Source organism: Sphingomonas guangdongensis (assembly GCF_900199185.1).
Classification (GTDB): domain Bacteria; phylum Pseudomonadota; class Alphaproteobacteria; order Sphingomonadales; family Sphingomonadaceae; genus Sphingomonas; species Sphingomonas guangdongensis.
Genome location: NZ_OBMI01000001.1, coordinates 1339157 through 1353064, shown reverse-complemented (window position 1 = coordinate 1353064; position 13908 = coordinate 1339157). Strand labels below are relative to the sequence as shown.

General features: G+C 71.4%; 13 protein-coding genes. 6 read left to right on the top strand and 7 right to left on the bottom strand.

Annotated elements, in window-relative coordinates:
- Positions 1-429: 429 nt before the first annotated feature.
- Genes phbB through CRO12_RS06610 form a run of 3 tightly spaced genes read right to left on the bottom strand, consistent with a single transcriptional unit; the run spans position 430 to position 4351 of the window.
- Positions 430-1152: an acetoacetyl-CoA reductase gene (gene phbB, locus CRO12_RS06620; RefSeq protein WP_097063135.1), complete on the bottom strand. Its 723-nt coding sequence runs from the start codon at positions 1150-1152 to the stop codon at positions 430-432.
- Positions 1153-1181: 29 nt separating this feature from the next.
- Positions 1182-2186, bottom strand: a complete 1005-nt coding sequence (hemH, locus tag CRO12_RS06615) for a ferrochelatase (RefSeq protein ID WP_179640888.1) — start codon at positions 2184-2186, stop codon at positions 1182-1184.
- Positions 2186-4351, bottom strand: coding sequence for a xanthine dehydrogenase family protein molybdopterin-binding subunit (locus CRO12_RS06610; protein ID WP_097063133.1), 2166 nt, complete (start codon positions 4349-4351; stop codon positions 2186-2188). The genes hemH and CRO12_RS06610 overlap by 1 nt, the downstream gene beginning before the upstream one ends.
- 103 nt (positions 4352-4454) lie before the next feature.
- Between CRO12_RS06610 and lgt the strand changes: the two genes are divergently transcribed.
- Genes lgt through CRO12_RS06585 form a run of 5 tightly spaced genes read left to right on the top strand, consistent with a single transcriptional unit; the run spans position 4455 to position 9045 of the window.
- Positions 4455-5321 carry a prolipoprotein diacylglyceryl transferase gene (gene lgt / locus CRO12_RS06605; RefSeq protein ID WP_097063395.1) on the top strand — a complete coding sequence of 289 codons (867 nt, stop codon included), beginning with the start codon at positions 4455-4457 and terminating at the stop codon, positions 5319-5321.
- Positions 5322-5332: 11 nt separating this feature from the next.
- Positions 5333-6388, top strand: coding sequence for a class I SAM-dependent methyltransferase (locus CRO12_RS06600; protein WP_425442989.1), 1056 nt, complete (start codon positions 5333-5335; stop codon positions 6386-6388).
- On the top strand, positions 6385-6903 hold the full coding sequence (locus CRO12_RS06595; RefSeq protein WP_097063132.1) for a GNAT family N-acetyltransferase: 519 nt from the start codon (positions 6385-6387) through the stop codon (positions 6901-6903). Before CRO12_RS06600 ends, CRO12_RS06595 begins: the two co-directional genes overlap by 4 nt.
- Positions 6900-7673, top strand: a complete 774-nt coding sequence (gene pgeF / locus CRO12_RS06590) for a peptidoglycan editing factor PgeF (protein WP_097063131.1) — start codon at positions 6900-6902, stop codon at positions 7671-7673. The genes CRO12_RS06595 and pgeF overlap by 4 nt, the downstream gene beginning before the upstream one ends.
- Before the next feature lie 49 nt (positions 7674-7722).
- Entirely contained in the window at positions 7723-9045 is a 1323-nt protein-coding gene (locus CRO12_RS06585) for a cystathionine gamma-synthase family protein (RefSeq protein ID WP_097063130.1), read from the top strand.
- A gap of 26 nt (positions 9046-9071) precedes the next feature.
- Here the strand turns inward: CRO12_RS06585 and CRO12_RS06580 are convergent, their stop codons facing one another.
- Together CRO12_RS06580 and murA are read right to left on the bottom strand one after the other, a co-directional pair.
- On the bottom strand, positions 9072-9641 hold the full coding sequence (locus CRO12_RS06580) for a GAF domain-containing protein (protein ID WP_097063129.1): 570 nt from the start codon (positions 9639-9641) through the stop codon (positions 9072-9074).
- A 117-nt stretch (positions 9642-9758) separates the two neighbouring features.
- Positions 9759-11039, bottom strand: coding sequence for a UDP-N-acetylglucosamine 1-carboxyvinyltransferase (gene murA / locus CRO12_RS06575; RefSeq protein WP_097063128.1), 1281 nt, complete (start codon positions 11037-11039; stop codon positions 9759-9761).
- A 124-nt stretch (positions 11040-11163) separates the two neighbouring features.
- Between murA and CRO12_RS06570 the strand changes: the two genes are divergently transcribed.
- A complete protein-coding gene (locus tag CRO12_RS06570; RefSeq protein WP_245858229.1) occupies positions 11164-11898 on the top strand; it encodes a Crp/Fnr family transcriptional regulator in 735 nt (244 codons plus the stop codon).
- A 16-nt stretch (positions 11899-11914) separates the two neighbouring features.
- On the opposite strand, the gene metF is transcribed toward CRO12_RS06570, so the two are convergent.
- Both metF and CRO12_RS06560 read right to left on the bottom strand, forming a co-directional pair.
- Entirely contained in the window at positions 11915-12856 is a 942-nt protein-coding gene (gene metF, locus CRO12_RS06565) for a methylenetetrahydrofolate reductase [NAD(P)H] (RefSeq protein ID WP_097063127.1), read from the bottom strand.
- The gene (locus CRO12_RS06560) at positions 12853-13821 is read right to left on the bottom strand and encodes an ArsR/SmtB family transcription factor (protein ID WP_097063126.1); all 969 of its coding nucleotides are present in this window, start codon (positions 13819-13821) and stop codon (positions 12853-12855) included. Before CRO12_RS06560 ends, metF begins: the two co-directional genes overlap by 4 nt.
- Positions 13822-13908: the final 87 nt, after the last annotated feature.

The following is a 13908-nucleotide window of genomic DNA, read 5'->3' as shown; positions in this document are numbered from 1 at the left end:
CGATCGGCACGGGCGGCGGGCGCTTAGCCCGGCCGACGGCAGCGGCTCTGCCGCTGTCCGCCGCACAAGCCCACACCCTTCACCAGTTTCCTCCCGGTAGCGTACCGGAGGAGCGATCCCCCGCGTGGCGTATCGGGGGCACGGGTCGGTCCTGAAAAGGGCCGGCCCGTGTTCGTTGGCGCGCAGGCGCGGCCACGACCGCGCCGATGCGGCGGCGAAGCCGCACGCAGCGCGCCAACCGCCCGGCGGGCCGCAGGCCCGACCGACGACGACGCGGGCTTTGCCCGCGGCGGGTTAAAGGTTGAACTTGGCAGGACTAGGCGGCCCCGCCGCGGGCGAAGCCCGCGTCGTCGGTCGCGCTGCGCGCGCCGGCCGTGCCGGGCCGTGCGCCGTCGGCACACCGCGCCGCGGCACGCGGCGCTCGGCCCGTCAGTACATATGCTGCCCGCCGTTGATGCTGAGCGTCGAACCCGTCACGAACCCGCCGTCCTCCGAGCACAGGAACGCCACCCCCCGCGCGATCTCGTTGGCCTGGCCGAGGCGCCCAACCGGGATCTTGGCGACGATCTTCTCCAGCACGTCGGCCGGTACCGCCGCGACCATGTCGGTGTCGATGTAGCCGGGCGCGATCGCGTTGACGGTGACACCGGCGCGCGCGCCCTCCTGCGCCAGTGCCTTGGTGAAGCCGTGGATGCCGCTCTTGGCCGCGGCATAGTTGACCTGACCGTATTGGCCCGCCTGGCCGTTGATCGATCCGATGTTGACGATCCGCCCCCACTTGCGATCGCGCATGCCCGGGAACACCGCCTTGGCCATGTTGAAGCAGCCGCCCAGATTGGTGTCGATTACCTCCTTCCACGCCTGGTACGTCAGCTTCAGGATGGTGCCATCGCGGGTGATGCCGGCGTTGTTGACCAGCACGTCGACCGGGCCGAGCTGCTCGGCGACCTGCTGCACCCCCGTCTGGCACGCGTCATAATCGGCGACGTCCCACTGGTACGCGGCAATTCCGGTTCGATCGGTAAAGGCGCGCGCGCGCTCCTCATTGCCGGCAAAGTTGGCGGCGACGGTCATGCCTGCCTCCTGGAGCGCCAGGCTGATCGCCTCGCCGATGCCGCGCGTACCTCCGGTGACGATCGCTACCCGTGCCATCCATGCCTCTCCTGTGTTGTGCGTTTACGCTACGGAACGTCCACCCAGCCGGCAAGCTCCCGGCTGAGGATGCTGCGCAACATTTCGATACCGCCGGTACTGTCGTTCAGGCACGGCAGATAGGCGAAATCGGTCCCGCCCGCCGCCTCGAAGGTCTCGCGGCCGCGGATCGCGAGCTCCTCCAGCGTCTCGAGGCAATCGGCGGAGAAACCCGGCGCCAGGATCGCGACGCGGCGCGTACCGCTCGCCGCCAGCTCGGCAAGCACCGTGTCGGTCGCGGGCCCGAGCCACTTGGCCGGGCCGAAGCGGGACTGGAAGGTGACGGTGAGCGGCCGTCCGAGCGCCTCCGACAACAGGCGCGCGGTCTTCTGGCAGTGGCAGTGATAGGGGTCGCCTAGCGGCAGCGTGCGCGCCGGCATGCCGTGGAAGCTCGCGATCACCACCTCCGGCGCGAAGGGGAGCGCCGCCAGGCCGGCCTCCACCGCCGCCCGCAGCGCGGCGATATAGGCCGGGTCGTCGTGGTAGGGCGGCAGCGTCCGGATCGCCGGCTGCCAGCGCATGCCCGCGAGCGCCAGGAATGCCTTGTCATTGGCGGTGGCGGTCGTCGCCGCGCAATATTGCGGGTAGAGCGGCGCCAGCAGGATCCGCTCGCAACCCGCTTGTTTCAGCGCGGCGAGCCGGTCGGCGATCGCGGGCCGGCCATAGCGCATCGCATAGTCGACGATCACCCCCGGTCCGAACGCATCGGCGAGCGCGACCGTCTGCGCCCGCGTGATCGCGGCGAGCGGAGAGCCGTCCTCGCGCCACACCTGGCGATAGGCGTGGGCCGACTTCTTCGGCCGGGTGGTCAGCACCGCGCCGCGCAGGATCGGCTGCCAGACGAGCTGAGGTATCTCGACCACCCGGCGGTCGGACAGGAACTCGCGCAGGTAGCGGCGCACCGCGCGGGTATCCGGCGCGTCGGGGGTGCCGAGGTTGATCAGCAGGACGCCGACCTTGCGTGGCGGAATCGGCGGGTGGTCGGGGGGCATCATCACAAGGGTAGACTCCGCAGCCGCCGTCCGGTTGCGGCGACGATGGCATTGGCGAGCGCGGGCGCGACCACCGGTTGCGCCAGCTCGCTCGCACCGCCGGGCGCGGCGTCGCTCTCGATTAGTTCGACGGTGATGTCGGGCGTGGTGGCGAGCCGCGGCAGCGCGAGGTCGCGGAAACCGCGGACGTCGAGCAGCCCGCTCACCAGCGACGCCGACGCGCCGGTCGCGCCCGCCAGCCCCTGGATCAGCCCGCCCTCGATCACCTGGCGCACCAGGTCGGGGTTGATCACGCGGCCGACGTCGACCGCCGCCACCATCCGCTCGACGCGCGGAACGCCGCCGTCGCCGAGCCCACCCTCCACCATCAGTGCGATGTGGCTGCCCCACAGCGCGGCACAGGCGATCCCCTGTCCGCTGCCCGCGACACCGCCCTGCCAGCCACCAAGCGAGGCGACCGTCGAGAGGCAGCGGGCGAGCCGCGGCGCGCCGCCCAACATGCCGATCCGGTAGGACAGCGGCTCCGCTCCGCCCGCCCGGGCGAGTTCGTCGACGAAGCTCTCGGTTGCGAAGACATTGGCGATCGCGGCGCCGCCGGGCAGCCGCCCGGTCTTCATCGGCAACGTCGCGACGTGGTGGTCGATCGCGACCGCCGGCAGGCGATACGGCGTGGTCGCCCCCTCCCCCGCCGGACGATCGCCGGCCCCCTCCAGCAGCGCGCGGCGTCCGGTCTGCCGCGCCCGGAGCGCCGCCCCGATCGGCACTGCGGCGAGCTGCGCCCGCCAGCCGAGGATCGCGCCGCCGCCGATCGCCCGCGCGGTCATGCGGATCAGCGCGGGAGCGGCGGGCGGCGTCTGGATCAGGCTCTCGGCGCGCGACCAGCTGAGCTGCACCGGGCGCTCCAGCAGCTTGGCGAGCAGCGCCGCCTGCTCGATCGCGCGCACCTCCAGGTTCGCGCCGAACGATCCGCCGGCCATCAGCGGGTGGAGTACGACATCGTCCTCCGCCAGTCCGGTGATCCGCGCTGCCGCCGCGCGCGCCAGCCCCGGCGCCTGGGTTGCCGCCCAGACGATCAGCCGCCCCGCGTCCCAGGTCGCGGTGGCGGCGACCGGCTCGATTGCGGCGGGGAGCGACAGCCCGGTGCGATAGTCGGCCCGGGTCAGCGTGCCCGCGGCGAGGATGTTCGCAACGTCGCCGACTGCGGCGAGCGGCTGGCCGGGCTGGCCGAGCGCCGCCATCAGCGCGCGGGCGATCGCGGCATCGTCGAGCGCCGGCTCGGGCCGCGCGAAGCGGGGCGACAGCGCCGCCAGCCCGCGGTTCGCCGCCCACCAGTTGCTTCCGATCGCCGCGACCCAGCCGGGGTTCTCGACGACGCGCAGCATGCCCGGCACCGCCTCCGCCGCAGCGCGATCGACCCCGGCGAGCGTGCCGCCGACGGGGCCCTGGCGGATGCTGGCGAAGACCATGCCCGGCAGGCGCACGTCGGCGGCGAAGTTGACGCTGCCGTCGACCTTGGCGGGCGCGTCCAGCCGCGGCACGACCGTGCCCGCCAGCCGACGGTCGCCACCGGTCCGGAACGCGGCCTCGTCGCCCGACGCCGTCTCGGCTGCGGCATCGGCGGCGAGCTCGCCGAAGCGGGCGCGGTTGCCGCCCAGCGTCACCAGCCCGTCGGCGGCGGTGCACGCGGCCCAGTCGCCGCCCCAGCGCCTGACCGCCGCCTTGCACAGCAACACCCGGGTGACCGCTGCCGCGCGCCGCATTGGCTCCTCGAAGTGGCGAACCGAGCTTGCCCCGCCGGTCAACATCGGGGCGCCCGGCGCGATCGCGCGGGTGACCGCATCCGCTTCGCCCCACAGCGCCGCGGCGGCGAGCGGGTTGGCGTAGAGCGCGTTCGGCACCGCCGCTTCCACCCCCACCGTGCGCCAGTCGGCCCCCATCTCGTCCGCGACGATCTGCGGCAGCGCGGTGTAGGCGCCCTGCCCGTACTCGAGGGCCGGCACCGCGACCACCACGTGGCCGTCCGTGCCGATCTTGATCCACCCGCCGAAGCCTGTCTCGCCGTCGGCCAGCGGCAGCTGCACGACGCCCGCGTCCGGCCACCGCCGCCAGGCGACGACCAGCCCGGCCGCCACTCCGCCGACGATCAGCGCGCGACGGGTGATCAGCATGGGGTGCGGGACCGGCGCAGCATCGCGCCCGCTCTATCGTCGCGCCGCGGGGCGGGCTAGAGGGGCAGCCGCAACTGACCGGGGATCACCATTGCTGCTGCCCATGATCGCCGCCGCGGCCGGCCACATCAGGTTCGAGGAGCTGGGGCTCGATCCGGTCGCCTACGACTTCGGCTTCTTCACGCTCAAATGGTACTCGCTGGCCTACATCTTCGGCATCGTCGGCGGCTGGTGGTACCTGCTGAAGCTGATCGACCAGCCTGGTGCCCCGATGGCGCGGCGTCACGTCGACGACCTGGTGTTCTACGCGACGCTCGGCATCATCCTCGGCGGGCGGATCGGCTATGTCCTCTTCTACCAGCCGAAGCTGCTCACCCAGCCGCTCGCAGCGCTGCGGCTGTGGGACGGGGGCATGTCCTTTCACGGCGGGTTGGTCGGGCTGATGCTCGCGATCGCCTATCTGTGCCGACGCGAGGACCTGCGGCTGCTGCGCGTCCTCGACTACGTCGGCTGTGTCGCTTCGATCGGGCAGTTTCTGGGGCGTCTCGCCAACTTCACCAACGGCGAGCTGTGGGGCAAGCCGAGCGACGTGCCTTGGGCGATCGTCTTCCCGAACACGGTGGCGTTCGGCGCCGATCCAGCGCGTCACCCGAGCCAGCTCTACGAGGCGATCGGGGAGGGGCTGATCCCCTTTCTCATCATGGCCTGGCTCTTCTGGCGCACCGATGCCCGCTACAAGCCCGGCTTCCTGACCGGCTTCGGGCTCGCCTTCTTCGGCACCGCACGCTTCTTCATCGAGTTCTTTCGTGAGCCCGACCAGCAGTTCGAGGGGACGTTCTTCGCCAACGTCCTCCACATGGGCCAGCTGCTCTGCCTGCCGATGATCGCGATCGGCGCGTACCTGATGTGGACCGCCAAGCGCCGCCGTCAGCGGGTCGAGCCGATCGCGGGCACGCAGAGCATCGCCTGAGGCAGGCCCACGTGACGGAGACCAGCACCGCGGCCGAGCCGCTGCTGCCCGAGCGGCTGGCGCGGGCGATCACGCTCGGCGGCGCCATTCCGCTGTCGCAGTTCATGGGCGCGGCGAACGCGCACTATTACGCAACTCGCGACCCGCTTGGGAGCCGCGGCGATTTCACCACCGCGCCCGAGATCAGCCAGATGTTCGGCGAGCTGATCGGCGCCTGGATCGCCGACCTTTGGGCCCGCGCGGATCGCCCGGCGCTCGACTTTGTCGAGCTGGGCCCGGGGCGCGGCACGCTCGCCGCCGACGCCCTCCGCGTGATGGCGCGCGCCGGGCTCGACCCCCGCGTCAACTTCGTCGAGACATCGCCCGTGCTGCGCGCCGAGCAGCGCACCCGCGTCGCGCGAGCGGAGTGGTGCGTCGACTTGGTCGGCCTGCCCGACGACCGCCCGCTGATCGCGGTCGCCAACGAGTTCTTCGACGCGCTGCCGATCCGCCAGTTGGTGAAGACCGCCGACGGCTGGCGCGAGCGCTTGGTCGCCTGCCAGGACACGCTGTTCGTGCCCGTTGTGGGCAACACCGTCTTCGATCCCGTGATCCCGACCGATCTGCGCGACTCGGACGACGGCGCCATTCTGGAGACGTCTCCCGCGGCTGTCGCGTTGATGCGCGCCCTCGCCCGGCGGGTGGTGGCGCAGGGCGGCGCGGCCCTTGTGATCGACTACGGCTACGCCGGCCCCGCGATCGGGGAGACGCTGCAGGCGGTGAAGGACCATGCGCCGGCCAATCCGTTCGACACGCCGGGCGAGGCCGACCTGACCGCCCATGTTGACTTCGCAACGCTGGCGGAGGCGGCGCGCGCCGAGGGGGCAGCGGTGCACGGGCCGGTCGCGCAGGGCAGCTTCCTGCGCGCGCTCGGCATCGACGCGCGCGCCGCGACGCTGTCGGTAAAGGGTGGCGAGCCGGTGATCGTCGCCCGCAACCGGCTGGTGAACGACGGGGAGATGGGCGACCTGTTCGCCGCGATGGCGATCACCGCGCCGACCTGGCCGAGCCCGGCGGGCTTTGCATGATCACGTACCGCGATGCCGTGACACAGGATGGCCCACAGCTCGCGCAGATGGCGCGGCGCTGTTTCACCGAGACCTTCGGCACGCTCTATCGCCAGAGCGATCTCGCCGCCTTCCTCGATCAGGCGTTCGGCGCAACCGGGCTGCCCGGCCAGATCGACGATCCCGCCTTCACCATCCGCCAGGCGTTCGATGGCGACCGCATCGTCGGCTTCGCGAAGCTCGGCCCCAACGCGCTCCCGCTCCCGTCCGACGCCGCGCGCGGCCACGTGGCCGAGCTATACCAGCTCTACGTGACGGGCGACCAGCACGGCGCCGGAGTCGGTCCGACGCTGCTCGAATGGGCCATCGCCACCGCGCGCTACGGCGGTGCCGACACGCTCGCGCTGTCGGTCTACGTCGATAATCACCGCGCCAAGCGCTTCTACGCGCGCTACGGCTTCGTCGATGTCGGTCGCTACGACTTCCCGGTCGGCGAGACGATCGACGAGGATCGGCTGATGGTGCTGGCGCTGTGAGCGGGGTTGAGGCGATTCGCGCGGTTGAGCTCGACGGCGTTCGCCACGGCTTCCTCGGTCGGCGCGGCGGCGTCTCGACGGGTATAATGGCGGGCCTCGACATGGGTCGACGCGGGCAGGAGGTGACGCCCGAACTGGTGGAGAACCGCCGGCGGGCGATCGCCGCGACCGTCCCCGGCGCGCGGCTGATCACCCTCTATCAGGTCCACTCGTCGGATTGCGTGACGGTGGTGGAGCCGTTCGACGACGCGCTGCGCCCCCGCGCCGACGCGCTGGTCACCGCGCGTCCCGGCCTGGCGCTCGGCATCCTCACCGCCGATTGTGCCCCCGTCCTGCTCGTCGACCGGGCGGCCGGCGTCGTCGGTGCGGCGCATGCCGGGTGGAAGGGTGCGCTCGGCGGCGTGACCGACGCAACCGTCGTCGCGATGGAAGCGCTGGGTGCGCGGCGTGAGGCGATCGTCGCCGCTGTCGGCCCCTGCATCGCGCAGCCGAGCTACGAGGTGGATGCCGCGTTCCGCGACCGTTTCGCCGTCGCCGATCCCGGCAACGACCGCTTCTTTCGCGACGGACGGGCCGGCCACGCCCACTTCGACCTGGAAGGTTATGTCGCCGCGCGCCTCGCCGCGTCCGGGGTCGGACGCGTCGCCTGCCTGGGCATGGACACCTATGCCGACGAGGCGCGTTTCTTCAGCTACCGGCGCAGCACTCACCGCGGCGAGCCCGACTATGGCCGCCAGATCGCGATCATCGGCCTTGGTGGTAACGACTGATACGATCGGCTAGGCGGCGTCCGACCCTTTTCAAGCGCGGAGACACCCGATGGCCGACCCTACCGAAGCCGAGATGAGCGGTGTTCCCGCGCCCGACGGGGCGGGCGACCCCGGCCCCACGTCGATCGGCGGTCGCAAGCTGAAGCCGTCCACGCTGATGATGGGCCACGGCTACGATCCGATGCTGTCGGAAGGGTCGCTCAAGCCGCCGATCTTCCTCACCTCCACCTTCGTCTTCCCGAACGCCGCCGCCGGCAAGCGCCACTTCGAGGGCGTGACCGGCAAGCGCCCGGGCGGGGCGGAGGGGCTGGTCTACTCCCGCTTTAACGGCCCCAACCAGGAGATACTGGAGGATCGCCTGGCGGTCTGGGAAGAGGCGGAGGACGCGCTCGCCTTCTCCAGCGGCATGTCGGCGATCGCGACCTTGTTCCTCTCGATGGTCAAGCCCGGCGACACGATTGTCCACTCCGGCCCGCTCTACGCCGCGACGGAGACGCTGATCGGGCGGATCCTCGGCAAGTTCGGGGTCAACTGGCTCGACTTCCCGGCCGGCGCCACGCGCGAGGAGATCGATGCCGTGCTGCGGCAGGCCGCGTCGGCGGGCACGGTTGCGCTGATCTACCTGGAAAGCCCGGCCAACCCGACCAACGCACTGGTCGACGTCGAGGCTGTGGCGGCCGCCCGCGACGCGATCTTCACCGGCGACAACAAGCCGCCGATCGCGATCGACAACACCTTCCTCGGACCACTTTGGGCGCAGCCGCTGAAGCAGGGCGCGGACCTGGTCGTCTACTCGCTGACCAAGTACGCGGGCGGCCATTCCGATCTGGTCGCGGGCGGCGTGCTGGGCACAAGCGCGCACATCAACACCATTCGCCTGATGCGCAACACCATCGGCACGATCTGCGACCCGAACACCGCGTGGATGCTGCTACGCAGCCTGGAAACGCTGGAGCTTCGGATGAGCCGCGCGGGCGAGAATGCCGCCAGGGTCTGCGAGTTCCTGGCCGCGCATCCGAAAGTGGAGAAGGTCGGCTATCTCGGCTTCCTCGAGCGCGGCGACGACGCCCGTCAGGCCGACATCTACCGTCGCCACTGCACCGGTGCCGGCTCCACCTTCTCGCTCTATCTCAGGGGCGGCGAGCGCGAAGCGTTCGCCTTCCTCGATCACCTGAAGATCGCCAAGCTCGCGGTCAGCCTGGGCGGGACGGAGACGCTCGCCTCCCACCCCGCCGGCATGACCCACCTGTCAGTGCCGGACGCGCGCAAGCAAGCGCTTGCCATCACCGACAACCTGGTGCGGATCTCGATCGGCGTGGAGGATGCCGACGACCTGATCGCGGACTTCGCCGCGGCGCTCGACGCGATCTGATCAGCGCCCGCGCGCGGGCCTCAGAGCTATAGCCCGCGCAGGTCGAGGGTGGCGCGCTGGCGCCCCGTGATCTCCGGGCGGGCATGCCCCAGCCGTCGCTCGCGGATGCGGGCGACCGCCAGGTCGGCGCCGCCGCGCAGCGCCGCTCGCTCGGCGATGTCGAGGCCGTCGCGCTGGCGCGGGTCGAAAGCGCAAAGGACGCCGATCGGCTGCCCGTTCTCGATTAGCGGTGCGGCGACGTAGAAACGGACGCGCGGGCCCTCGGTCACCACAGGATTGCCGGCGAAGCGGCGATCCCGGCGGGCGTCGGGCACGACGAACACCTCCTCGTCGCTCGCCACCGCGTGCCCGCAGAAGGATGTGCGCCGGCTGTCCACGCCGGGCGCCAGCCCGCACGCGGCGACCAGATACTGCCAGTCGCTGTGGATGATCGTGACCGCCGCCATCTGCGTGCGGAGCCCGCGGCGGACGTCCTCGGCGATCCGGGCGAGCACGGGATCGCCCATCAGCTCCAGAGCGCCGGAGGCGAGCACCGCTGCCTCGCGGACCCGCTCGTCCGGCCGCAGCGTGGGAGCTTCATAATAGGTCAGCGTCATGACAGAAGCCTCAATGCACAGGCTAACGCACGCCACCGCCCGTGGCCGAATCGTTACACGGCTATCGATCTCCAGCTATAAGTACTTGCACCACTTCGGTTCTTTGCTCTGGATCAATCAGTCGCCGACCCGTTCGATATCTGCGCCGACCGCCTGCAGCTTCTCTTCCAGCCGCTCGTAGCCGCGGTCGAGGTGATAGACCCGGCTGACCGCCGTCTCGCCCTCCGCCGCCAGCCCGGCGATGATCAGGCTCATCGACGCACGCAGGTCGGTCGCCATCACCGGCGCACCGGTCAGCCGGTCCATCCCGCGCACCACCGCCGAGCGTCCCGCAACGCTGATGTCCGCCCCCATCCGCGCGAGCTCGGGCACGTGCATGTAGCGGTTCTCGAAGATCGTCTCGGTCAGCATCGATGCACCGTCGGCGCGGGTCAGCATCGCCATGAACTGCGCCTGCATGTCGGTCGCGAAGCCAGGGAACGGCGCGGTCGATAGCGTCAGCGGCTGCAACCGCTCGGGCGCGGTCACGCCGATCGATCCCTTGCGCAGCTCCACGACCACGCCGGCGTCGGCCAGCGCGGAGAGCGTCGCGCCCATCGCGGCCGCGTCCGCCCCGACCAGCTCCACCGACCCGCCGGTGATCGCCGCCGCGCAGGCATAGCTGCCCGCCTCGATCCGGTCGGGCATCACGGCGTAGGTCGCGCCGTGCAGCCGCTCGCGCCCTTCGATCTCCAGCGTTTCCGTGCCGATCCCGTCGATCGACGCGCCCATCGCGACCAGCATCCGGCACAGGTCGACGATCTCCGGCTCGCGAGCGGCATTCTCCAGCCGGCTGCTGCCCTTCGCCGTGGCGGCGGCCATCAGCGCGTTCTCCGTCGCGCCGACCGACACCACCGGGAAGCGGAAGCGCCCGCCCGCCAGCCGCCCGCCGGGCGCGCGCGCCGTGACATAGCCCGCCGTCATCTCCAGCTCCGCGCCGAGCGCCTCCAGCGCCTTCAGGTGGAGGTCGATCGGGCGATTGCCGATCGCGCAGCCGCCGGGGAGCGACACCCGTGCCTCGCCGGCGCGTGCCAGGATCGGCCCCAGCACCAGGATCGACGCGCGCATCTTGCGCACGATGTCGTACGGTGCCTCCGTGGAGGTCAGCTGCCCGGCGCGGATCGTCATGACCCGCCCGAAGTCCTCCGGCCGCGATCCCTCGATCGCGGTCGACGCACCGAGCTGGTTGAGCAGGTGGCCGAAGCCGTCGACGTCGGCGAGCCGCGGCAGGTTGCGCAGCGTCAGCGGCTCGTCGGTGAGCAGCGCGCAGGGCATCAGCGTCAGCGCGGAGTTCTTGGCGCCCGAGATCGGGATGCGGCCCGACAGCTTGTTGCCGCCGCGAATGAGGATACGGTCCATGCGCGAGCTTCTACCGTGCTCGCCGCCGCTCGCAAGCGGTGCCGCCTGCATGCGGTTGATCGACTTTAATGCATTGATTCCGGGGCAATGCTTTGGGTCGCGTCGGCTGGGGGGAAGCGAGTACGTGCCTGCGAGTTATTTCGCCGAGGTGTTGGGCGAGCATGTCGAGCTGAGCGAGGGGGAGCGAAGCGCGCTCACCCGGCTCGAGGAGCGTACCCGCAGCCTGCGTCGCGGCGCGATCCTCCAGCGCGAGAACGAGGCAGGCGGAGAGCTCTATATCGTCCGCTCGGGCACGGTGATGAGCTACGTCCTGCTCGACGACGGCAGCCGCCAGATCCTCCGCTTCCACTACGCCGGCGCGATGCTGGGCGTGCCTGGCCTGATCTACCGCACCGCGCCGGAGACCATCGCGGCGCTGACCGACGCGGTCGTCTGCGTGTTCGACAAGGCGACCTTCAGCCGGCTGATCGCGGATCACCCGCGGATCGGGGCGCTGGTGCTCGCGCTTGCGCAGATCGAGCGCGTCGCGCTGACCGACCGGCTGGCCGCGATCGGCCGCACCTCCGCCAAGGCGCGGGTGGCGGCGCTGCTGCTCGACCTGCGCAACCGGATGCGCGCGGCCGACCGCTCGATCACGGACAGCTACCAGCTCGGGCTGACGCAGGAGGAGATCGGCGACGCGACCGGGCTGACCGCGGTGCACGTCAACCGCATGCTCCGCCAGGTGGAGGAGGACGGGCTGATCCGCCGCGAGGCGGGCCGCGTCACGATCCTGGACGAACGCGGGCTGACCCGCGCCGCCAACTACATCGACCGGTACGAGGACCTCGACCTCAGCTGGCTGCCGCCCCGCGATTGATCGGCCGCGGCGCCGCTCAGGCGGCGGCGACCGCCGCTTCACGCACCGGCCGAACGCCCAGCAGGTGGCAGATCGCGTAGCTCAGCTCGGCGCGGTTGAGCGTGTAGAAGTGGAAGGCGCGCTCGCCGCCCGCGTACAGCCGCCGGCACAGCTCGGCCGCGACCGTCACCGCTACCAGCTGGCGCATCTGCGGCTGGTCGTCCAGCCCCTCGAACAGCCGCTTCAGCCAGGCCGGCACCGCCGTGCCGCACATCGCCGACATGCGCGCGACGCTCGCGTAGTTGGTCACGGGCATGATGCCCGGCACGATCTCCGCCCCGATCCCGGCCGCCGCCGCCGCGTCGCGAAAGCGGAAGAAGGTGTCGGGCTCGAAGAAGAACTGGGTGATCGCCCGCGTCGCGCCGGCGTCGAGCTTGCGCTTGAGATTGTCGAGGTCGGCGACCGCGTGCTCGGAGTCCGGGTGGCACTCGGGATACGCCGCTACCGAGATCTCGAACGGGTGCAGCCGCCGCAGCCCCGCGACCAGCGCGGCGGCGTTCTCGTAACCGTCGGCGGGCGGGTGGTAGCGCTCGCCCGGCTGCGGCGAGTCACCGCGCAGCGCGACGATGTGGCGCACGCCGCTCGCCCAATATTCCTCCGCCACTGCCGCGATCTCATCGCGAGACGCCTCGACGCAGGTGAGGTGCGCCGCGGCGGGGATGCCGGTCTCGCGCACGATGCGTGCGACGGTGGCGTGCGTGCGCTCGCGGGTCGATCCGCCGGCACCATAGGTGACCGAGACGAAGCGCGGGTCCAGCGGGCGCAGGGTGGAAACCGCCTCCCACAGCGCGCCGTCGAGCTTGTCGGTCTTGGGCGGGAAGAACTCGAAGCTGACCGCGACATCGCCGGCTAGGTCGGCGAACAACGGCGCGGCGAGCGCGCGGTGCGCCTCGCTCAGCGTATAGGTGGGCGTAGTCATGCGGCACGCACCTTCTGCTCGGTCGCGGGGCGCTTGCCCGCGAGCCATAATTTGACGGTCAGCTCGCCGCCTTCCAGCGTCTCGATCCGCTCGGGCGCGAGCCCGGCCTCGGCAAACCAGCCGAGCACGGCGTCGTCGGCGAAGCCGAGCCGGACGTGCCCCTCGCTCGCGCGCAGCTCCTCCCGGTCGTGCGGCGCGAAGTCGGCGATCAGCAACCGGCCGGCGGGTGCGAGCACGCGCCCCGCCTCCGCGATCGCCGCCGCAGGCTGCTGCGCGAAGTGGAGCACGTGGTGGATGACTGCGACGTCCGCGGCATCGTCGGGCAGCGGCAGCGCGTAGAGATCGGCCTGGCGCAGGTCCGCCTCCACCCGCCCGTCGAGCTTCGCACGCGCGAGCCGCAACATCTCGGAACTGCGATCGATGCCGAGTGCCGTGTCCGCCGCCGGACCGAACAGCTCCAGCATCCGTCCGGTGCCGGTCCCGATATCAAGCAGGCGGCCGAGCCGCGCCGGCGCGTGGCCGCCGATACCGAGCACCCGCGCCATCGCCGCCTCCACCTCGGCATCGGCGACGTGGAGCGACCGGATCGCGTCCCACTCCGGGGCACGGGCCTGGAACCACTCGGCCGCGGCGGCGGCACGATCGGCCCGCACCGCCGCCAGCCGCGCGGTGTCGGCAACCGCCCAGTGATCCGGCGCGCCGCCGTTCCACGCATCGAGCGCCTGGAGCAGCGGCCGGACCCGCTCGCGCGCGCCCAGCACCACGAACACCCAGCTGCCCTCCTTGCGGCGCTCAACCAGGCCGGCATCGCCGAGGATCCTCACGTGGCGGCTGACCCGCGGCTGGCTCTGTCCCAGCACCTGCGCGAGCTCTCCCACCGACAGTTCCATCGCGCGCAGCAGCGCGAGGATGCGCAGCCGGGTCGGGTCGGCACCGGCACGCAGGATGTCGAGGGCAGCGCTCATACGAGCTCATATAAAGATATCTTTATATGGGTCAACGCGGCCGTCGATGCACCCTTCCTGCTTCGTTCGCGTTGTGCAACGGTTCTG